This window comes from Eubacterium sp. An11, assembly GCF_002161065.1.
Taxonomy (GTDB): Bacteria; Bacillota; Clostridia; order Lachnospirales; family Lachnospiraceae; genus Anaerobutyricum; species Anaerobutyricum faecale.
In genome coordinates, this window is sequence record NZ_NFLV01000009.1 from 15,528 (window position 1) to 37,238 (window position 21,711).

Below are 21,711 nucleotides of genomic sequence, written 5' to 3' on the forward strand. Positions count from 1 at the left end.
TCTCTATTTTTTGTGATTTTGCTATTGACATTCTCTAATATTAGAGATATAATATAGTCAGAAACACCGAAAGGAGATAAGTTTGGAAGTGAACTTCCAAATCTACCATTATTGACGCAGCAAATGCGTCAGGAAAGAGGAAAAAATGCAGGACAAAATAAAAGAATTAGAAACATTACTGGAAAAAGAATGCCCGAAATATGAAAACGATTGTACCAAATGCCCGTATAATGAAGAATGCAACGAATATGCAAGAATCGTGCAAGGTATAGAAGAGTAATCAAATATGATATTACACCGGAGACAATCAAACAAAGAACGTCTCCAGTGTAATTACTTATACCGGAAGTCGTACTGAATTTCAGTACGTTCCTTTTCCGGCTACAAGTGCCCGGCGGTACTGCCGCATCTTTACGGCGTCATGTAATGCAAAGTATGTCTTGATATCTTGATTACTAAGCCCGTCTTCCATACCGCCAATAATCTCCTCGATTTCATCCGGTGGCAATAAGTCTGCATATCGCAGCAAACAATCGAAGATACTGCCGGACAAATCCCATGGGCCGTCTTCTTCCGGTTCCTGTTCGTAATCTTCCTCATCAAGGAGGGGATAGGCGTCCGGCGGCGGTTCCATGGCGGTCGTGTCCTTCCTCCCGATATCCTTTATCATCTCCTGCAGGTCTTCCTCCGTCGGGCGTGGGTCTTCGTTCCAGTTGGTGTATAAAAACTGCTGCATATCCATTTCAAAAGTCTTGATAGAATCATCGTTCTTCTCTGCTTCTTTGTAGAAATCAAATTCCTCTTTGGTGAGGATTCGGAGTTTTTCTTCCCCTTCCAGCGTTTTGTACTGTCCCGTCTTTTCGTTATAAACTACGCGGACGGGGTTTTTATATCCCTGTTCTCCGGCTATTTCCTTTGCCTTTTTAAATTCGTCTGTGGCAAATGGCCATCTTTTCTGATCGTAAATCGGACGCCATCCCTCCACAAAAAGGATACAGTCATCCTTTGGCATCCGTGCCACTTGCCCTGGCGTCATAAGTTTGATGCCGCCCTTTTGCATCTGCAGATTGGAATTATTATTAGAGCTAAACATATATCCCAAATGCTCCGACCGGCTGTCAATGGTCATATCTTCCAGCATATCCGATATCCATTGATGGGTGGTATGGGCGGCTGGTCCGGAACCCAGATAAACCATGACGGCACAGTTCCCGCAGAAAATCTCCCATTTATCATTAGGAAATAACGTTTTAATTTGCGCTACGTCTTGCAGGATCGGCGCCATGGACATATTCCGGCTCCGGATTTCTCCCAGGAGCATTTCGGAATCTGCCGGTTTAGGGCCTGCATAAAATTCATCCGCCCATAATCGGACATGGATTGGCAATTTTCCGCCAGGACAGTCATTATCCGCGATATCCCGGAGTACCCGGAAGAGTTGGGTGTAAAACATGTTAATAAACAGGTTATAAGATGTATCCCCGGAGCGCATGACCAAAAACAGCGCTGTCTTTCTCTCCGGGTTGCCGTCCACTCCCAGCCCTAAGGACGGGATATCAATGTCATCATCTTCAAAGATACGGCGGATTTCCGGCAATTCAAACAGTTTGAGCTGTGCATTTACCATAATGATAATAGAGCGGACAGTCTCTGTCGCTCCCTCCTTCAGTTTCCGGTAATCCCGCACCGGCGGATAGTCTTCCCCATATACCATCGCCAGGCTATCCATCTCCTGCTGCAGGGCGGTTGTCCCATCCTCATCAATCTTTTTCGTTTCCATGTTGACCAGTTTCAGGATGTTATTCATTGTCCCTATCCGGCCCTGTTTTTGAGAAATAAGCCATTCATATTCAAATAATGCTTGTAGATACAGGGCAACTCCATCATCCCAAAAGGGGTCTCCTTTCATAGCGTCCGGCGGCTTTACCGACTGTTGAATATTAGTAATGATGCCGATTAGGTCACTATAATTTTTTATATAGCGGAATGGGTTATACCGGTGGGATTCCAGCGGATTTTTAAAGTTCAAGGCTTTTACCGTCACACCAATACTTTTCAGATAACCGCCGTATTCTTTTAGCAGGTCGCCTTTGATGTCGAGGATGATATTACTCATATTAGCTTGAAATAAATTTGGTATCAGCTCCGAAGTAGTCTTTCCGGAACCAGAGCCACCAATGATGAGCATGTTCATGTTGGATAACGCATCAAACCCAATCTTTACATTTTGGCTGACATAGGTATTTCTGTCCGGGTTTTTCTTATCACAAAGTATTTTTGACGCCTTTTTTAAATCCGCCCAATCAGCAACGCCATGCTCCGCCTCCGGGTGGAAGTTTCGGTGATAGGTGATGTAGTAAGAGACGACCAAAACCCACACAATCAGCCCCACCCCCATCACCGCCGGGGTATACTGGTTAAACCATGGGTATAGAGGATGCAGGATAACATACAATAACTTGTCCTGATAATTCTGCACAGTCACTCCATCCATGACAAATAAACCAGAGATAAAATAAGACAAGACTAAAAAAACAACCATGAGGGCAAACAAAGCTCCCCATGGCGTCTTCTTTTTCTGTGTTTCAGGCATGTTTTCCCTCCTGCTTACCGCCTCAATACTGGCGGCGGTATGATATGCTCTGGCCGTTTTGCCGGATCCGGTTTATATCTGACTGTGATATCCGATGTGCCCTTGGTCTTTTCCCTGGCAGATTCCGGCCCTTTTTCCGACTGCCGGCTGTCTTTTCTGACCGGGGAAGCTTTTTGTTGCTGACGGATATCCATTCTCTCCATATCCATTCCCTGTCGGTTGACAGCCTTCCCTCTCGCCAGACTTTGCGACTGGTCAAGATGCAGCGCGCCATCTCCGACTGTGTCAAAATACTGTCTGGCAAAATCACTCCCCGGCAGGTCTCCCCAGGCTTTTTTTCCTGTCGCCGCACCGATGACCTGCGGCGGCTCATCCTTCTTGATAAATGCCAGATAGGACTCTCCATCCTGTCTGACAAACACCTGCGATAATGGAAGGATGAGCAGGCGTTCCTTATCTTTGCCGCCCCACGTTCCTGGTACACGGCAAGCAAACTGTCCCTTTTCCCAAAAATCCTGCAGATGGCGGGAGGAATTTTCTACCAATGTCTCATGGTCGATACTAAGTGGCAGATACGCCGGGTCATTGGCATAGCTCTCAAAAGATGCTGCCGTCTCATTTTTCAATATCTGATTTTCCTGTACCGCCTTTTCTACCTCGCCTTTTTCTTTTCCTTCATATTTCTGGTTGGCTTCCTGATATTCTTTATCCGCTCCGTTGATATAGGACTGCTCTGTCATCTGACCGGTTTGCGCATATTCTGTCATACTGATCGTATTATAGTCCTCGATAACTGTCCCGTCTTTTGCTAAGTCATCTTTCATCAGCTTGTACCAATGTTCTACCTGCGGCAGATCGCTATTGGCAACAATGACCTGTACCTGTCCATCTCCGACCCGCAGGTCTGGTAGTGTGGCAAAATTGATCCCCATGGCTTTGAAATCATCCTGCCATTCTCCTTTCATTGCTTCCAGTGGTAAAGACAGGATGCTTGTCCGGCCATTTGTCAGGTTTCGCAAGTCCCGGATGCCTTTTTCACCACCCTTCATCTCATTTAAGATATGCCTTTGGTACCATGCGCCAAACTTATCTTTGTCCGATTGGTAGACGGCCACCTGCAGCATCCCGTCATCTTTATTGAGATCCGGTAAGACCATATGCCGGACACCTAAGTCCTGCAGCTCCTTTGTGATCTGCTCCGTATCCATCGTCGGGATGTTCATGATATCGTATTTTCCTTCCGTCAATCTGATAAACTCCGAAAAATCTTTCACTGTCCCCGACCGGAGTTTCTTCTCTGTAGCCTGACGGGCAAAATACTGCAATAGCATGATACCTCCCATTGTCGTCAGTTTAAAAAATGGGTCCATCCACCGGGCTGCCTGCTGGATACTCAGAAATACATCGCGGGTTTCCCGTTCCATTCTGTTCCCTCCTTCCAAAAACCTTTGTACTGAAATTCAGTACATCTTCTGTCGTAGGTTTTTATGAAACTCCATAGTCTATCATTATGCTGGATTCCCATATCACCTAAGCAATATTACCCGCGTACTGAAATTCAATACGCGGGCAGTATCCCTTACAGGCTCTTTCCCTGTTCTGGCGGTCGTCTCGACTCTTCCCTCTTTGTTTTTTCTGTTTGCGGCCGCATATCAAACCGCTCTGTGATACTTTTCTGACAGATGGCATCATAGGCCGGATCAGAAAAATCCATATAAGCTTCTAATCTGTTCTCCCGACATTCCTGTTTCAATGCTTCCAGGACCCCAAATGGCAGTGTGCCCTTATCAACAGCGTAAACGCTGCTGGCAGACGCCGCGCTCACTGCCACCATTCCCCGCAGGGCAGGGCTGACTGTATTGATATTGATTTGATGCGCCGCCAGCCATTTTTCTGCATTTACCAAGGCTTTGACCTGGCTGTCGTAAAACTGTACCTGATCGGACAAGCGATCCTCCACGTCCACATGTTCCCGATTAACGGTATGTACCATGTCCGACAGTTCTGCCACTGATATCTGCGTTGGTACAATGATGACCTCATGGATAGATGACGGCAGGACATAGTAGTCGCCGCCCATCAATTCTGATATCTTCTCTTTCATACCATCGTGAAATAGGATCCCTGCCCCATTATGCATTTTTTTGTTCGTCAAAATAAACATGGGGATCATCCCACTATCCAAATCCAATGCCCCATCTTTCCAGAGAAGGTTTTGGTATCCAGGCTGACCTGTCATGAGATAAATCGTATCTTCCATGTTTACTAAAACCGGCTCCCTTCTTTGATCTGCCAGAAGGGCGTCCTGATGTACTGTCTCTTCATCCACACCCCATACTGACAGGATATCGTTTGTGACCTGGAAATTCGCAGACGATTCCCCCATATCATATTCGATATGGTAGGTCAGGGCAAAATCCCCTTCCCGCCGATATAGCTTTCCCTGCAGGCGGTCTCTGTTTTGTTCGTAATCACAGGCACGGATCTGCAGGTGAGCTTTGACCGCATCATACCGGCTGATATTTGAAAACAGTTCTTCCCGTTCGTTTTCAACATTCGCCTGTACCCGGACTTCTGCCAGTTCCGACAGGCATTCTTCTGCCGGTTTTCCCCGGCGGTATGCATCATACAGATTATCCAGGTAGATTGCAGGGATCATTGTCTCTCCCGGACGGCGGATAAGCAGCGTTGTCAAGTGAATATCATTCAGCTTGACGTTTTCCGCCAGACTGATATCCGCGTATTGATAAGATTCCGGAAGATATTCCCGGATATTGTCCCTGATATAAACAAAAAATTCTTCCTTCCCCATCATGACTGCTCACCCTCTTCCTGCTCTTTTTCTGCTTTTTTTGCTTCCATCGCTTCTTTATAAGCGTCCATCCGTGCTTTCCCTTTCTCTTTGCTCTCCTGTACATTTTCCATATCATAGATATATTGCATCCTATTTCCTCCTATAATTTTGGCCCGTACTGAATTTCAGTACGTTTCTCTTTCTCTTGTGTCTGTTCCGGTTTCCTTTCCTTCTCCATAACGTCAAGCTCTTTCTGTAAAGCGGAATCATATTCCTGGAGCTGGCCGTTCTTTTCCTTTATCTTTTCCAGATAGCTGAGGATCTGTTTTGCCTGCTCCATGAACTCCGTGTCGGTTTTCCTTTTTACAATACTACCGGACGCCAGTGCATCCGGATAAACACCAAACACATACCCCGCCAGTGCCAATGTCATCTCATCGGGCGGGATACGTCCGGATTCCATGGCTGTGAGCTGCTTTGGCGTCAGCAGGAGCAGCCCGGCCATTGCGTCCACATCATACTCTTTTTCTTCCCGGAGCTGACGGATACAGTCCCCCGCGTTCCGTTCTTCTTTTCCATTTACAGGCATCGTACCATCTCCTTCCCTTTCTCCGGTTCTCCTGGCTTTCCTTTCGATATACCAGCTTCCGGCTCTTCCTGTTTTATTTCCCTTTGCTCCATTTCCGGGCTTTCCTTTTCGTATTCCCGACGCAGAGACAACTGATGGTCTATGGCTGTTATAGTGTCCCTTGCCGTATTCCGTATAACATCCAACGATGCCCGAAGTTCCGGCATCTCCTTCCCACTGCTCCAGCCGGCGACATACGCAAAGGAGTAATCAGACGTATCCAACCCGTAATGCTGGCAGACCACGTAGGCGACGCTCTCTGCCTGCACCTCCCTGGTAGACTGATTCGGCTGATCGGCGCGTTCTTCTTCCGGGGCTGCCGGGTCGATCGCGTGCAGTCTGGCATGGGCGGTCTCATGGATCAGCGTCTTGATGTTCTGCAATTCGCTCATTCCTTCCTGCAGGGCAATGCGCTTTTCTACCTGGTGGTAATAGCCATGAGCTTCCCCAGGGATATTCTCGAACCCCACCGGCACCGGGGAAGTCTCCCGGACTGCCGCAAAGAGATCTGCGTAACCTTCCACATCCCCGGATAATTCTTCCGCCCCATAATATTCCGGAAGTTCCTTCCCTTCTGTCTGGGAGATATCAAAAACAGAGACAACTTTAAAACCGGTGATGATTTTCCTTGTCCCTGTTTTCTGCTCTGAATCTTCTGCTTTTCCTGTATTCTCATTTTGTGAGCCTTCCTCCCTTTTTTCTTCTGCCTTGACTTTCCGGGAAATAGGAGCCATGATCTTGATTCCTTTTTCCCCTTTTTTTACGTGTCTGCCAAAATGATTTTTCCACGCAGAGAAACCGGCCACCAAAGAGGCGTCCGGTTTCTGCATGGCGATTAACAGTACGTTGTTAAAACTATAGTTATAAAATTTTGACATGACCGTCAGATATTCTTTATACTGACTGCTGCTAAAGACATCTTTCACCCCCTGCTCCAGTTTTTCCATCAGCTCCTGCATCTTATCAGCCGGATGCCCCGATGACAGGATGATCGGGCGCACCGGTTTCGATTCCGGTATCTGCGCATGTTCTGTTTCCGTTGCCAATCCAGTTCCCTCCTCTCTATCTTTTCCTTATGCGTTATCGGCTGTTCAGCCGGCGCATCCGTTCCATCTGCTCCACCGTTAGTTTCGGAGAAGCGAACTGCTGGATTTCCCGAACGCTGTCCCCTTCTTCCAGACACCGGAGCAGATACTCCCGTTGTTCCTGGCTGTACTCCTTATCGCTTAAAAATGTTTTGATAAATTCCCGGGATTCTTTTTCCCGCCGGCTCTTCCGGAAAAATGCCCGGAAGCCATTCCGGCGTGGTGGCTCTGCCTGTTCCTTGAGGACATCAGCCCTTTTTTCTGGCTTTTGGCTGGCAGAAGTTTCTCTTTTCTGATACAGAAGCGTCTCTTCTTTTTCTGTAGGAGCAACCGATTTTTCGGTTTCCTGTTCCAGAAGTTTTTGCCGTATCTGCCGGTTTTCTTCCCGGAGGGAAATTTCGGTTTCCTGCAGGGATTTTACTTCCTGCTCCAACCTTTGTATCTGCTTTTCCTTTTCCTGGATGACCTCCTTTTTGCTGGACAGTGCAATTTTATTGGATTCCTTTTGTTCTTCCAGCAACGTTTTCTGCATCTCTAAGGTATACGTCATGTGCTTTTCTACTGATTTCTGTATTTTTTCGCTCTCCAAAAAAACTTGTTTTGCTTCTTGATACAGTTTGTCGATCTGTGCCCCCATCACAGAAGTCTCTCCATAGAGTTTTTGCAGATAGCGCTGTCGTTCCTGTAAGACAGTCTCTGCTTTTTCCCGGCTGCTCCCTTCTAATGAAGTACAGATCTTTTGCAGGTCAGAAAACGGCATCCCGTCGATCACACAGAGGTACAGACACTCACAGACCAGGCCGTCCGGGATCTTTTCAATAAACTGCACGGTCTCACCGGAAACACGCAGCCACGACAAGATGGCACGGTGGTGTTGCCGAGCCGTCAGTTTTTCCAGTGTCTCTCCGTTTTTTTCTTCTGCTACAAGGACAGTTTCTCCCATCCTGTTCTCTTTTTTATTTGTATTTTCCATAAATCTTTTCCGCCGACGTACTGAAATTCAGTACACTGTCATCTTACCGGCTTCTGCTCCACCTCCTCTGTCTTTGTTGATCTCTTTCGTTTCTCTATTTCTTCTTTCATCATCCGATTGACCATCCGTTTTTCCCGGCGGACCGCCCGCAGTCTTTCCTCCAGTGACCGCTTTTCTTTGTTATATTCACAGAAAAACCCTTCTGGCATTTTTTCTTCTATCTGTGAAATCTCTTCCTGCAACGATTCAAAGCGGTCATCCCAGTCAGGGAGGGAATCCATCTCTTTTTTTAATCGCTGATATTTTTCCATCAGTCCTTTATCACATACAGATGTCAATGCGTTTTTTCTATTCCGGAGCGCTGTTTCTTCTTTTTTAAGCTCCGTCATACGCTTTTGTAGGTCATCCGAATTTTTGATCCCGGTCTTTAACATATACCGGCACTCTTCGTAGAGCCGGTCGATATGGATAGCATTTTTCCGGACATCCGCCTGCCGCATGGCGTAAGGGTTTTTCTCCTCAAGATAATGACCGGCCCGATAAAAAATGCCGAGCTTTTTCTTTTGATACGACGACAACGGAGCTACAAGATATTTTTCCAGCCCCGCCTGATAGGACCTGGAAAGTCGTGAAGATAATGGTGGCTCTCCAGCTAATTCCTTCTCTTTATGAGCGATCCTTTTTATGATGTCTTCCTTTGTATATCCTGGCCCCAGCCGGTAGTCCCGGCGTCCATTTCCATAGCCTGGCGCTTTGTACGTCACATATTTTTTCTGCCGGATCTCATATCCGCACATCTGCATCTGTTCGACAAGATCATCCCAACTGACGGCGCGTTTGATAAAATAATCAATATCCGCTTTGATGATCTTCGTTTCTGTGGGACGGCCTTCTTTTTCTGCGTAATGTTCCGCATAGGACTTCCCTTCCCTCCGTCCTTTTTTCTCATATGTGAGAGGCGGTAGGTCGTACCGTTCACAGATCCGGTCTGTGATGGGCTGGATAAATTTTTCCCAATCTCTTTTTTCGTACCGATATTTATATCCACTCATTCGGTTTACCGAATTAAAAATGATGTGCCCATGCATATGCGCCTGATCCGTATGGATGGCAAACACATAGTCATAGTTTTCTCCCAGATATTCCTCACAGAAATCCCGGATGACAGCATATGCCTGTTCCGCTGTGGCTTCCCCCGGCGGGAAAGAGATGACAAAATGATAGCCTTGTCGGCCGCCTTCTTTGTCCCATTCTCGCTTTGTATCCATCATAATCTGATAGACCTCTCCCGGCATATCTCCGGCGTTACCGCCAACCCACACATCCCCTTCTGTTTTATCTGGGTTCAGGATATAGGCGATGGCATTTTTCAGATGGGCAGCCCCGCCGCCTTTCGGCGTCCCGATGTAGTTTATTTTTGTGATGGCCATGATTTTTGTTCCTTCAGATTTTTTTCCAGCCGGAGGAACTCTTCCTCTACTTTTTTCAGATAGAAGAGCAGGTTCTCCATATCCACTGGGGTTGCATAACCGGCGTTGACTTTGGCCGCCACCTGATTGATGTTGACGCCGATCTTCCGCACCTGGTAGGCCAGCCCTTTCAGTTCTTTTTGGATGGCTGCCGGATTGTTACTCTGCTCAAAGATACATTTACGAATATACGCGGAGACATTTTTCTCCTGCGTTTTTCTTCTCTTTGTTCCAACGTCCTTCTCCGCCAAACGCACAATCTCCCGATACTCTTCCGGTGTAAAACGGATTAAAAATGTTCGGTCCCTTGCCAGCGGTATCCACCCCTTTCTGCTTTATTTGCTCCAGAAGTTTCCGGATTATTTTCCAGGGAAGACTTTCTCTCTTCCGAAAAATTTTCTGGCTCTGCAAATTTTGTCTCTGCAAATTTTTCTTCTGTTCGGGTCTCCTCCTCCGGAAAATTTTTCTCTTCTTCTACAAATTCCCCAGCGTGCCTGGCGAGGAAACTTTTAAGCGCCTGTAATTTCGATTCGCTCATTTCCCCAAGCTGCTCTTCTACCATCGCCATCAATTTCCGGTTATCATCTTCTTCTTTTTTCTGTCTGGCATTTTTTAATTTTTCCAAAAGCTCTTTTTCATCTTCCAGGATTTTTTTCTTTTTCTCTCTGACCTTATAGAGCTTTTCTTCCAGTTTATTGATCTGCTCCTGCCAATCCATCGGCATCACCTCCATCTATCCATCCATCATTAATACGAAAAATTTTCTCCATATGAATCATCAATGGCAAACTCTTTTTTGCAGAGTGCATGAAGTTCTTTTAGTTCCTGCTGGATATTTTCCAGTTTCTTTTCAATCTTTTCCTGTTCCGTAAAATGCAGGATTGCTGCATTAACATAACTGGCTTCTGTGGGATATTTTACGCTATCCCTTTTTTCCAGTTGCTCCACTGTTTCTTCCGGAAGGCGAAAATGTTTTTGTATCAACATCTATTTTCCTCCTGATCTTCTTATATTTTTTTTGTGTACCATTCAGGTATTTTGTGTACCTAACCGGTAGTTTTTTGTGTACCACTCAGGTATTTTGTGTACCACTTTGGTATTTTTCTATGTACCACATCGGTCATTTATTGTGTACCCATGTGGTAAATTGTGTACCACATAGGTATCTATTTGTGTACCTGACCGGTAGTTTTATCAGGTAAAAAGCCGCAGGCTTTTTGCAAGATACGCATTTTGTATATACAAATGCTCTCTTGTCAGGGGAGACCCCTGAAACCCCGGCATCAAAGGGACGCAAGAAGCGTCCCCTCATACAACACCTGTATCCGGGACATTCCCGAAGTTCTTTTGCATCCATTCTGTTGCAGCGTTTTCATAAAGGGCCTGCAATTTCTCCCTGTAATTGTCCAGGAAGAAGAGATAGAACCGGTCGGCGGCTTCCGCCGCCTGCCACAGATACTCTTCCTTCTCCGGGAACGTCCCTTTATCTTTCATGTACTGGAAAAACTGACGCTTGCAGGTGATCTCCTCTGCGCGGGTATAAAGGTTCGTCTTGCTCTCTTTCATCAAATTGAGATAAAACTTATGGTACTCGTAGGCAAAGTCTTCTTTATTGATAGTATCCGCCTCCTCTCTGTTTCTTCATTTTTTTTTCATGTCCTGTTAATCTACCAGAGAAAAATAATACTTTCCGCCTTCGTAGATAACCTCGATTTTTTTCCGGTCGATGCGGGCTGTTTCAAACTCCAGGATGGTTTTATAACCAGTCTCCGTTTTTTCTACAGAAGAAACAAACAGGTTCCTTCGCTCTTCCCCATTTTCATTTAGAAAAATTCCCAGGTCATGCTGCAGCGTTGCCATGTCTGCCACACTGGATAACGCCTGGTCCACATCTGTGATGTTGGCGTCGCCAAAATTAATGATCTCTGTTCCTTCACTGGAATATTCCGGTTCTGTTCCAGATACATTTTGGTTGGCTTCCGTTGTTGCAGCGCCGCCATATTTTTCCACATCCGGGATTGGAGCAGAGACAGACAAAGTAAATGTTTTTGTTTTTTTATCATAAGCTGCCTGGAGGATTGTTCCCGCCGCATCATCAAGCTGGAGAAAAAAATTTGCCGTTCCATCGGCGTCTTCTTTATCATCTTCTATTTTTCCCAGCGCCAATACCGTTGTGGCGGTCAAATGGTTATTTGCAATAAATGCCGCCACCTGGTTTTTGAAATCCGTTGTATCCAGCGGGAGATAATAAATCTTCCCCAGATTTAAAAACGTAAGTTCACTTTCGATTTCTTCCGTAGCGGCTTCCGGTGCTGTGGCGGCTTCTGTCATCTCTTCTTCCGTATCTGTCTGTGTTGTTCCTGTTGTTATCTCCATCCTGTCTGTTTCCCCATTGCCATCCTGCCGCAACAAAAAAAGCCCCAGACAGATGCACAGGGCGGCAAGGAGAAAGGCGGCCAGAAGTCCAAACAGGAGCGCTTTTTTTCTCATCGGATTCTCACTTCCTCTCTGATTTTTTTATTGCAGATGTTCTCCTGCGTACTGAATTTCAGTACGTTCTTTTCGTTGGCTTCTGAAAAATCCTCTCTATAATTTCAGCACAAACATTTTCCCGTATACTGAATTTCAGTACATTTTTTTCGCTGGACTTTGAAAAAATCTTCTCAAAATTTTCAAGTCTGATATTTTCCCGCGTACTGAATTTCAGTACATTTTCTCACTTGTCTTCGGAAAAACTTTTCAAAATTTTCCACACGGATGTCTTTCCGTGTACTGAATTTCAGTACATCCTTCTATGCCGTCAGTCATCAAAAAAGTTCTTCTGCAGGTTGACGGCTTTCACAACAGTCGTGTTTGCCCACTCCGGATGATACCTGGTGATGCTCTTTCCGGAGCCATACCATAACGCTTTGTTGACGCAAAATTCCACGACACAGTGGCCGTATTCATGGCCCCAGGTATTACAGTCAGGATCATCAAAACTTTTGTATTCTCCGATAATGGCATGGATGACCTTTCCATTGCCCAGGACAAAATCTACTTCATCCCCGATTTCCCCAAAGGTAGAAGTACAGGCGATCACATACCGGCCGTTGATGACACCAAATCCATTCCGGTCATAGGGTTCCCCGCTCTGAATACGCAGCTCATACTGCCTTGTCCCGCGATAGGTGATCATCTCCCATCCCATATAGGAATACACATCACCCAATCCCTTGGGCAGATTGATCGTCTTACCGGAACCGTAGGAATCCTGATCTTTCAATCGAAGGACAGTTGTAAGTTCTGTCCATCCCATGTTCCCAACGCGGATACCGCGGACAAACGGTCCGCTCTCTGCTTTATTGTCTGACGTTTGGTTATGTCCCAAATCATACCAGAGTTTCTTCCCCTGGCTGTCTTTCCCGGCATAGACATTGGTATGCCCTTTCCACAGACAGATATCCCCGGGTTTGATATCTTTTTCAGAAAAATCTTTCCCGATCTGATAGATGTCATAATATCTCTCCAGACGTTCTCTCACGCTGCTACTGCAGGTAAGCTTCCCATCCCAGTTGCTGTAAAAATACTGTCCTTTTTTCAGTGTCCCAAACTCCTGCATACACCAGGCGACATACATCGCACAGTTTGTCTTCCTTGCTTCCTGCCTTGCTTCTTTGAAAGTATTTTTCAGATTGGAATTAGAATAGATCCAGTCCCCGTCTCCAACGATGGTATCCGCAATCTCCTTACATTCTGCTAAAAATTCAGAGGCTGTCCCGTATTCGCTGACACCGGTATCCGGATAAGCCGGCTGCCCGTATCCCATGATGCCGGCGTAATTTAAGTCATAGTGTGCCCGCATGACCTGGTCGTTTTTATTTCCTTCGATGGTATGTACCACGCCGTTTTCCGTATATTCCACGATACCGACATGATGGGAAACACCCACGTGGTCGTAATCAAAGTAGATGATATCTCCCGGCTGTGGTTCATAGGTTCCATCCGACGCCTGGTATTCCTGATGACTGATAAACCATTGCCGGCCGGTCTCACAAGATGCTGTCTTTGGAAAAATACCCATATCAACAAACCCGCACTCATTGGCGCACCAGCTCACAAAGGCGTGACACCAGGACATACCGTTGGTACCAGTGTACTCCCCATACTTTGTCTGGTTCCCAGAACCTTCGTGATAGCCAATCTCCCCGATGGCGACAGCGACGATACTCTCGCCAGTTCCATACGCATAGGTCGTATCTACCGCAGAAAAGATACTGGTAAGCAATGCAATGACCGTCGTAATAAGGACTGCCAGGACAAGAAGCGGGATCAGGATCAATAAAAATACAGACAGGACGGCGGCAAACGCCTGAACAGCTATCACAGCAACTGCTAATAAACCTGTGGCGGCTACCGCCGCCGTATAGGCAAGAACATCTGCCGGCTTTTCCATCTGCTGATGAGATTCTTTCACATTATCAATTTTTGATTGCAGACGGATTCTCTGGTTTTCTACTGCAGCATTTTGGAACCGGATTCGTTCTGCGAACATACCGGCGGCTTTCTTTGCTGCCGCCCCAGTGATACTGGCCTGCAGGGGGATAGAAGCTGCCTGCACTGCCGACTTTCCAGCAGTACCGATCGAACCCATAGCTGGCTGTCCGAACGAGCGCACGGCTGACTGGCTGTTCTCGCCCTCGGCTGCTATCCTGCCGGCTGTCTCCTGCCCATGGCTTATGTCTTTCCCTGGCACCTGTTTTTTTGTGTCGGCCACCGCCGCCGTGCCTGTCCTCTTTCTGGCGGTCTGTCCCGGCAGTCCGCCTTCCCCGATGATCTTTTTATCTTTTGGCCTGCGCCATCCATGCGTCAAATAGGTCTCATCCTTTACAAAGAGCCGGGCGGTTTCCTGTCCGGTCTCCCTGCCGGATATGCCGGACAGCTCCTCACTGATTGCCGGCCCCTTCTTCCCGGCTTTCCTGTGGACGGCACGCACCGCCTGCTCTTTATAATATTGCTTTTTAGCTTCGGGCAGCTTCTCCCACTTTTTCTGCAGCTTTCTCGGCAGGAACTGGGCCGGGTCCTGCCCCTGTTCTTCCTCCTCTTTTCCCTGTCCCATGGGGTCTGCATATTTCCCGGCGCGTCGGATACCATCTTTCGAAACCTGGAACCCGCTCTTTACGACTGTAAACGTGGAATCTCTTCTTTTTTTAATTCCCATACTCATCCCGCCTTTTTGTATCGTGGGATTCCCTCTGCCTGGGTCTCCACAAGTTTTCCCTGCTCTACTAAATAGGCAAGCTGTGCTTCTGCTTCGTCTTGTGTGATATCTAATACCGATAAGATATCCCTTGCACTGATTTCAGCGAAATCTGCCATTTGCAAAATAATCTGCTCCGTCCGGTCAGTTTCTGTATATTCTTCCGCAGGCTCTTGTCCGGCCTTCTCTACTTGTTGCGCTGCCCGCTCATGGAAGTTCGTAGAAATCAAAGAATACAAAGGGTTTTCTTTTGCAATACGCATATCAAACAGGACGACTTTTTTCCCCCAGACCATGACGCCCTGCCCTACCTGGTCGGTACTTAATGCATCAAACTCCGTCTGGGACAATTCCTGTATTTCCCGAAGGGCGTTGGCATCCACGCCGCCCTGATCGAGAAAACACTTGTAATCGCAGTTACTAAATAGCTCTGTCAGTTTTTCATCATTGAGCGCCGCCGTCAGGTTCTGCATCGACATGGTACAGATTCCGCCGAATTTCCGGTAAGTTGTGACCGCCGTATTGAGCTGTGCGGCCGATGTCCCTTTCTGGCAGATGACCTGTGTCTCGTCCACTACGAAATGGACGGCTCGCTGAAACGCCTGGTTGTATTCAATCCGGGAAGAAGTATAGTGCATGACTGTCAGCATGACCGCCTCCCAGTTATCCTCCGGAACATTCTTAAGGCCAAACCCCACCAGCCGGTTATCCAGACGGATAGTGGATGGATGGGCCAGCATGTCACAGCTTCCTTCCGTATATTCTTCCAGGCAGTTATAAATGGTCTGCAGGATTTCCCGGTTATGGCTGTCCTGCCCGGCCTCCCCGGACAAGATGGTATAGATCTCTTCCCGGAGCATCTTTAAGGTAGGCTGTTTCTTAAGCTTCTTCTGTGCAAAAATCTTTCCATACATGATGGATGTAGCCCGGCTCACATAAGTAGCATGTTCCTGTGTAAACAGGATGTTGTTCATCGTAGCCGCCACAAGGCTTTTGGCGTAAGCAGTCTGGGTCGCCACAAATTTTTCCTTCGTCTTTTTATCGGCATAGAAAACTTCCTCTGTCACCTCGAATCCGTTCAAATTCATCCCGCTTTTCGGCGTCAAGTCAAAGTAAGCGCCGCCCAGTGCGCGGATAATCTCTTCAAACTCGTTCTGCGGGTCTAAGACCAGCACATCATCATCGGTGGCAATGAGGGTCTGTAAGATTTCCGTCAGCTTGATGATGACCGATTTCCCGGACCCTGTATGGCCGATGATGATACCGTGGGGATTCTTTAACAATTTCCGGTTGCCGAAAATTAACCGTTTAGTCGTTCGGTTAATTCCCATAAAATATCCACCCAGGTCGATGATATCCTGTGCATAGTATGGCTGCAGGGCGACCACAGAGGATGCCAGAAAGAAACGCATATAGTCCACCTGCCGCCCGCCATACGGAAGGGCGGTATTCAGAGCTTTCAACTGGAACCAGTCTGCGGTCTCAATGACCACACCTTCTTTCCGTCCGATGGCCTCCATTTGGCCGACACGTTCCGCCAGTGTCTCTTCATCCGGCGCGGTGACGACCAACAAAAAGTTGACAAAGAAGCCGGTCTCATCGTTGTCATTGATCTGGTCGGCGTATTCTTCGATCTTTTCCTTCCGTTTCTGCAGGCGGTAGGATGGACCGGTAGAGATCTGGTTCCGTTTTCGCTTTTTTTCTTCCTCGTTGCTGATGGCACGCTCATTGTTCATGGACGCAGACCCCAGCTTGTCCTCGATAATGTCCGGAAGCACCGGCGCATAGTCCAGCGTCAAAAAAGACGGGAACTCCATATGGGAAAAGCTCCGGATAAAACTGTCCGCGTCGATGGATCCCCGGTATTTATGCCCGAACAGGACAGACACATAGGTATCGTCCAAAACAAGAAAGTTGCTTTTCTGACGGATGGTCCGGGGCAGGATGTCATTCTTCCAGTCGTGTCCTTTCCCAAAAGACAGATAGGCTTCCTCCTCCTTTTTTCCCGGGCGGAGCAGGGAATGGAGACAGAAAAGCCGTTCTTTGGCTGACAGCCGCATGACTTGTCCCCGCCATGCCCGGAACATGTCGTGGATGACCGTGTCGATGGCATTTAGCAGGATGACCGCCTCCGCCTGGGTCTCCGCCCGGCAGGAGACGGTCAGATACCGATAGGTGGTCACGTTGGGGTTGGATTCCCCCATTTTTTCCTCGATCCAGTCCCGGATCCCTTTTTCCGTCTCCGGATAGCTTTCTTTATTTTTGTTGGATCGGTATTTCCGGATAAAATCTGCCGCAGATTGATACTCATTAGCGACTGTCATTTTAAAATCCACGTTCATGGCCTTCAACCAAGCCATAAACTGGTTTAAAAAACGGGTCTTTTCCCCATCATCCTTGTTGATGTAATTGATCTCCTCAAACAGATAACATCGGTCATACAGGCAATTCTTCTTTCCCTTTTCCAGTTTGGCGATACCATTCTCATAGAGCATGTCAATGTGAAAGGCTTCCCGGACATTTTTCGGGACTTTGACAACCGGCAGGCTCATCCGTTTCTGGTCCCTGAACCGGACGTCCGCATTAAATATGGCCATGGCCTTTCCTCCTTCCTTTCTTCCTTTTGGGCAGGTTCCTCTTCATGGTAAATACCCGGCCTATATTTTCCGGCTGCTCCGCCGCCTGATAGGTCAGGCGCTCCGTCTGATGGACGAACCATATCTCTTTTAAAATTTTTACAGGAGATTTTCCCTGATATGTGAAAAAGCCAGCCGCACAAAACGGTACCATTACAGGCACTACGATATAGGTACACTGAACGATCGGAAGGCCCGTATAATGATACAAAGCAATCGCGGAACCAAACCCGGCCACCAGCCCAATACCTGCAGCAACGCACTGTTTGAGTGTAAATCCGGCAAATATTTCATTCTGAAACGTCGTATCAAAATCATCGTTTATGTCAATCTTCATCGTATCTTCTCCCTTCTTTTCCTAATCAAAACTCTATAATGCCAGGGCTTTTGCCAGCAGGCTGTTTACTCCTTTCACACTGGCCGTCATAAAGATCATCGTAAACAGGGCGTTCAATGCATCCCAAAATCCATCGACTGCTTCCCCCATCAGGCCGGAGCCTTCAAAAACGGAGATGCCGGCATTGATGATCTTAAATGATATCGCCATGGTCAGGGCGATCGCCACGATCTCAAATGCATTTAACAAAAAAGTTTTTAGCCAGGCATAAAATGTCCGCTCCGTTTCCCTGCCACCGATGAGTGTCGGCAAGGCAAATGGCGCCAGTACGATCAGCAGATAAATCTTGATATAGCGGCTATAGACCGTCAGTAGGAGCAGAAAACTGCAAACGATCGCCACCAGTACAAAGAAGATACCGAAGAGCAGATAAAACAGTGTCGAACCGATATCCATCTCATCTACGATCAGATCTGCACTCTGTGTTGTGAATACTTCCCCCACCATAGCTGCCGCAATCGACAGGATCAGCCGCATCAGAAGGAACAGGTTCAGGAAAATGACATTGGCAACCACGATCTTGACAAAGGCTTCAATCGTCATTTCCAGGGTGATGTTATGGTGGAGGTCACTGACTGCCCGGCAAATGGCGATGAGAAAAAACAGGTTCAGCAGGGATACCCCAATGGATAGAGACCACGGATACAGCGTGCGTTCGACAAAGTTCCAGGCATCCGGCGAGAAATCCTGCGGCGGCGTTCCTAATAGCCCACCGATTAGTGCCATGGCTGCCTTCCAGATTGTGTTTGCCAGCCCAATAGAAAATCCACCAAAAAAGTTTGTCACCCAATCCGGCATAAGGCCGCACCTCCTTTTTAGTTGGCTCCAGTATTAATGAGCGGGATGATCTGCGGGGCGATACAGGCGATGAGGCCGCCGCCCACCCGTTTAAAAGCCGATGACTGCGCCATACCGTCCTGGGTGTTCATGCTGGCGGCCATCTCAAAGACACCCCATAATAAAAATAACTGTCCGATATTAGATACGATAGACGCCACCACATCATACAGGGAATTAAAACCCGTCGTGATGATATTCCCATTGGTCGCCTGTACATGGATAGAGATAAAAAATGCAGCCACACAAAGGGAGATCCCCATCCTGGCTGCTTCTCTTCCTACTTTTTTTATGTATCTCTTTATTTGTTCTTTCCGCATTTATCTGTCCCTCCTGCTAAAAAAAACAATGAGTAGTACAATGACCACAGATACAACGATCTGGATCAATACTGCCAGAAGCCCTGTCATCGGCTGCAAACCAGCCGGGAGGATATGTGGTAATACCACTGTCCGTGCTGCCACATTTGCTATGATCCCGATGATAAATGCAATAATGACTGCTATGATCTGTATAAAGCTATGTTTTCTCATGAATGGCCTTCACTCCTTTTTCATAGGAAGCCCACGTTTTTTTTGGACTTCCAGTTCTATGATGTATGTAAACAATTTTTTGCAATCCGGAGAACCATCCGACGCAAAAAGATATAGCGCCGTCTCATAATCCCGGTAACGGCTGCCCTTTAGGTAACTCCCCGCCGCACGGAACCGTTTCCGTGCCTTTTTCTGGCGGCATTTCCGGGACGCAAGCAGCAGCATTCCCTCAATCGTCCCTGCTGCCCGGTAAGCACTCTGCAGGCACTGCACGGTCTCCTGATGATACCGGACAGCCGGCAGGGGTCGTTTATATCCAGGCACTGCATCCCGCATCTGCTGTACCCAGAAAATAAACATGGTCAAAAACAGAGCAAATCCAAAAGACAAACCCAGGATGATAATAAGTTCCCGGCTCATTTCTCTTCCTTATTTTGATATCCAAAGTAAATGCGGGCTGCCTGATATACAGTATAAACAAGTTCGTCCGGGGACATAGAAAGCGAAAACTCCCCGGAACCAATGAACTCTTCTTCTGTCTCATCATAGGTAAATGTTAGCCCCGCCTTGTTCTCGTTATAGCGTTTTAACAATTTCTTTATGCTCCAGCCGCTCTTTTGTTTTTTCCGGATATCAAACCGGGGCGGTTCCCAGAAGGAAAACATGATCTGTAAATTATCAGCAGTAACAGCAACCAACTCCCCCGATCCGGAATGGAGCAGGCGGGTATCCGCGCCATTTTCCTCCAGATACTCCTGCAAAACTTCCGCCGTCAAAGGTTCTTCCACCGGCAGGACGTCCGCTTGTCCAGGCCCTTCCTCATCGGCGTCCCTGTCATCTTCTTCGATTTCTTCTGTATTTCGGGATGGCGTCACACCGTTTTTTTCTTCCCGGTCCCTTTTTTCCTGCCAGCCTTCTCTTTCCTGCGTTCCCGGCTGTGTACCTGCCATCAATTTTTTGAACAGTTCTCCCTTTTCTTCCTGTAGACGCCGGTTCTCTTCCATTAGACGTCTGTTTTCCTCCTCAAGGGCCTCTTTTTCCTCTGTCAGCTCCTTTGCCAGTGTATGGAGGGATTCCATATCCTGTTTCTGCTGTTCCGGCAGGATCTGGCTCAACTCTTCCAATTCCTGGTTGGTTTTCGTAAGGTATTCATTTTTTGCCTTTAACTGCCGGTTCTCTTCTTTGCCCTTTTCCAGTTCTTCCTTCTGTCTGCCCACCGTTCCCTGCAGGGCGGCGATCTGCACCTCACGGCCCTCGTTCTCCGCCTGCATCTCTGTGATCGTCTGTTCTTTTTGCCGGAGGGCTGTCTCCATCGCAGCAATCTTTTCTTTCATCTGTTTTCTAGCAGCCTGCCCGGCTGTCTCCTGCAGAACAGAAAGGTACGGGCTGTCCGCCGGAAGTTTCGATAACTTCTCCTCATACTCCCCGGCCAGGCGCTGGCTCCGGAGCTTTTCGTTCCGGGCCTCTTCCCGGAGCAGGGAGACTTTCATCCACTGTTCCGTTTTTTCCTTCTCCAGCTCTGTTTGCGCTTCCTGCAGAGCAGCTTTTTCTTTTGTCAGACTCTGTAACGTCTCCTGCAGTTGCGTTTCTTTCTCCTGCACTTCTTCTTCCCGGGCAGTGACAACCGAAAGGCGGTCTTCCAGACCAGATAACGTCTCCAGCAGGGACGCTTCTTTCGCGTCCAGGATCTCTTTTCTTTTCTGGTACGCTTGTTCCATCCGGGTATACTCTGCGTCCCGGTCGGCAAAGATCTGCCGCATCTGCTCCAGCATATCCGGCATAGTGGCTGCCTGGGGCTGTCCCCCGCCGGCGGCCTGCCCTTCCTGATACATCTTCATCTCATCCATCCATCAAACCTCCTATCTTTATCCAAAAACACACCGCCAGAGGAACAAGAGCAGGAACAAAAAGACCGAGACCAAAAACAGAACCGCATATTCCACAAATACTGTCCAGTCGCCAGTCTGCGGCGGCGTAGTGCGCACCGTCTCCTTTTTATCCGGCATGGTTTCTTTTTCCTGCCATCTGTTCGTCTCCTTTTCCCCACGGGTGTTTTCTCCTGTTTTTTCTTCCGGGCGTTGTACTGTTTCCGGGCTGTCTGCCGCCGTCACGGTGCAGGTAGTCTCTATCTCATGGGTCTCCCCCTGTACGTCAGTATAGCGGTAAATGATGGGATATTTCCCGGCTGTCCCGGTATCAACAGCACTGGTGTCGATCTCCACCCGTTCCACCGCGTCATCGACGCCCAGACCTTCCTTTAAGTCGGGCAACGTCTCTCCCACGCCGATGACGACATCCCTGGTCCCCACCAGGCGGGCTGCTTCCTGCCTTACAGCCGGCTGTGGCTCCAGATGGAAAAAATAGCCGGCAATGCCAGCTCCGCAGAGTAGACATAAAAAAAGGAACAGGGCGCCGGGCAATACTTTTCTTATCTTCATATTTCAATATCAGCCCGTACTGAAATTCAGTACGGGCTGCCTCCTTTCCGGTTTTTGGGTACAAAAAAAGCAGGTCCTTACTTTCCTGC

At 47.8% G+C, this 21,711-nt stretch carries 23 protein-coding genes; 1 reads left to right on the forward strand and 22 read right to left on the reverse strand.

Annotated elements, in window-relative coordinates:
* Positions 1-145: 145 nt before the first annotated feature.
* Positions 146-280, forward strand: coding sequence for a hypothetical protein (locus B5E53_RS19950; RefSeq protein WP_275532674.1), 135 nt, complete (start codon positions 146-148; stop codon positions 278-280).
* A gap of 81 nt (positions 281-361) precedes the next feature.
* On the opposite strand, the gene B5E53_RS08590 is transcribed toward B5E53_RS19950, so the two are convergent.
* The 22 genes from B5E53_RS08590 to B5E53_RS08690 form a co-directional block, all read right to left on the reverse strand.
* On the reverse strand, positions 362-2,593 hold the full coding sequence (locus B5E53_RS08590) for a type IV secretory system conjugative DNA transfer family protein (RefSeq protein ID WP_087314111.1): 2,232 nt from the start codon (positions 2,591-2,593) through the stop codon (positions 362-364).
* Between the two features lie 14 nt (positions 2,594-2,607).
* Positions 2,608-4,017 (reverse strand): hypothetical protein, encoded by a 1,410-nt coding sequence (locus tag B5E53_RS08595; protein ID WP_087314113.1) that lies wholly within the window; start codon positions 4,015-4,017, stop codon positions 2,608-2,610.
* Positions 4,018-4,172: 155 nt separating this feature from the next.
* Positions 4,173-5,408 (reverse strand): DUF5688 family protein, encoded by a 1,236-nt coding sequence (locus B5E53_RS08600; protein ID WP_087314115.1) that lies wholly within the window; start codon positions 5,406-5,408, stop codon positions 4,173-4,175.
* Entirely contained in the window at positions 5,405-5,536 is a 132-nt protein-coding gene (locus B5E53_RS19955; RefSeq protein WP_275532675.1) for a hypothetical protein, read from the reverse strand. Before B5E53_RS19955 ends, B5E53_RS08600 begins: the two co-directional genes overlap by 4 nt.
* An 11-nt stretch (positions 5,537-5,547) precedes the next feature.
* Positions 5,548-5,976 carry a hypothetical protein gene (locus B5E53_RS08605; RefSeq protein ID WP_087314117.1) on the reverse strand — a complete coding sequence of 143 codons (429 nt, stop codon included), beginning with the start codon at positions 5,974-5,976 and terminating at the stop codon, positions 5,548-5,550.
* Positions 5,967-7,061 (reverse strand): ArdC-like ssDNA-binding domain-containing protein, encoded by a 1,095-nt coding sequence (locus B5E53_RS08610; protein WP_087314119.1) that lies wholly within the window; start codon positions 7,059-7,061, stop codon positions 5,967-5,969. The genes B5E53_RS08605 and B5E53_RS08610 overlap by 10 nt, the downstream gene beginning before the upstream one ends.
* Positions 7,062-7,095: 34 nt before the next feature.
* A complete protein-coding gene (locus B5E53_RS08615; protein WP_087314121.1) occupies positions 7,096-8,073 on the reverse strand; it encodes a hypothetical protein in 978 nt (325 codons plus the stop codon).
* Between the two features lie 38 nt (positions 8,074-8,111).
* The gene (locus tag B5E53_RS08620) at positions 8,112-9,503 is read right to left on the reverse strand and encodes a relaxase/mobilization nuclease domain-containing protein (protein WP_087314123.1); all 1,392 of its coding nucleotides are present in this window, start codon (positions 9,501-9,503) and stop codon (positions 8,112-8,114) included.
* Positions 9,485-9,793, reverse strand: a complete 309-nt coding sequence (mobC, locus tag B5E53_RS08625; protein ID WP_162611864.1) for a plasmid mobilization relaxosome protein MobC — start codon at positions 9,791-9,793, stop codon at positions 9,485-9,487. The genes B5E53_RS08620 and mobC overlap by 19 nt, the downstream gene beginning before the upstream one ends.
* Before the next feature lie 38 nt (positions 9,794-9,831).
* On the reverse strand, positions 9,832-10,260 hold the full coding sequence (locus B5E53_RS08630; protein ID WP_087314127.1) for a hypothetical protein: 429 nt from the start codon (positions 10,258-10,260) through the stop codon (positions 9,832-9,834).
* Positions 10,261-10,289: 29 nt separating this feature from the next.
* Positions 10,290-10,529, reverse strand: a complete 240-nt coding sequence (locus B5E53_RS08635) for a hypothetical protein (protein WP_087314129.1) — start codon at positions 10,527-10,529, stop codon at positions 10,290-10,292.
* Between the two features lie 321 nt (positions 10,530-10,850).
* Entirely contained in the window at positions 10,851-11,108 is a 258-nt protein-coding gene (locus B5E53_RS08640) for a hypothetical protein (RefSeq protein ID WP_139109076.1), read from the reverse strand.
* 96 nt (positions 11,109-11,204) lie between these two features.
* Positions 11,205-12,032 (reverse strand): hypothetical protein, encoded by an 828-nt coding sequence (locus B5E53_RS08645; RefSeq protein WP_087314134.1) that lies wholly within the window; start codon positions 12,030-12,032, stop codon positions 11,205-11,207.
* Positions 12,033-12,342: 310 nt separating this feature from the next.
* Positions 12,343-14,742, reverse strand: coding sequence for a CHAP domain-containing protein (locus B5E53_RS08650; protein WP_162611865.1), 2,400 nt, complete (start codon positions 14,740-14,742; stop codon positions 12,343-12,345).
* 2 nt (positions 14,743-14,744) lie between these two features.
* On the reverse strand, positions 14,745-17,378 hold the full coding sequence (locus B5E53_RS08655; protein WP_087314138.1) for a DUF87 domain-containing protein: 2,634 nt from the start codon (positions 17,376-17,378) through the stop codon (positions 14,745-14,747).
* Positions 17,365-17,754 carry a PrgI family protein gene (locus tag B5E53_RS08660; protein WP_087314140.1) on the reverse strand — a complete coding sequence of 130 codons (390 nt, stop codon included), beginning with the start codon at positions 17,752-17,754 and terminating at the stop codon, positions 17,365-17,367. Before B5E53_RS08660 ends, B5E53_RS08655 begins: the two co-directional genes overlap by 14 nt.
* A 33-nt stretch (positions 17,755-17,787) precedes the next feature.
* On the reverse strand, positions 17,788-18,540 hold the full coding sequence (locus B5E53_RS08665) for a hypothetical protein (protein ID WP_140401470.1): 753 nt from the start codon (positions 18,538-18,540) through the stop codon (positions 17,788-17,790).
* A gap of 89 nt (positions 18,541-18,629) precedes the next feature.
* The gene (locus B5E53_RS08670; protein ID WP_087314144.1) at positions 18,630-18,971 is read right to left on the reverse strand and encodes a hypothetical protein; all 342 of its coding nucleotides are present in this window, start codon (positions 18,969-18,971) and stop codon (positions 18,630-18,632) included.
* Complete coding sequence (locus B5E53_RS08675) at positions 18,972-19,184, reverse strand: hypothetical protein (protein ID WP_087314146.1); 213 nt, start codon at positions 19,182-19,184, stop codon at positions 18,972-18,974.
* A gap of 9 nt (positions 19,185-19,193) precedes the next feature.
* Complete coding sequence (locus B5E53_RS08680; protein WP_087314148.1) at positions 19,194-19,604, reverse strand: hypothetical protein; 411 nt, start codon at positions 19,602-19,604, stop codon at positions 19,194-19,196.
* The gene (locus B5E53_RS08685) at positions 19,601-21,031 is read right to left on the reverse strand and encodes a hypothetical protein (RefSeq protein WP_087314150.1); all 1,431 of its coding nucleotides are present in this window, start codon (positions 21,029-21,031) and stop codon (positions 19,601-19,603) included. The genes B5E53_RS08680 and B5E53_RS08685 overlap by 4 nt, the downstream gene beginning before the upstream one ends.
* A gap of 18 nt (positions 21,032-21,049) precedes the next feature.
* The gene (locus B5E53_RS08690) at positions 21,050-21,622 is read right to left on the reverse strand and encodes a hypothetical protein (RefSeq protein ID WP_140401471.1); all 573 of its coding nucleotides are present in this window, start codon (positions 21,620-21,622) and stop codon (positions 21,050-21,052) included.
* Positions 21,623-21,711: the final 89 nt, after the last annotated feature.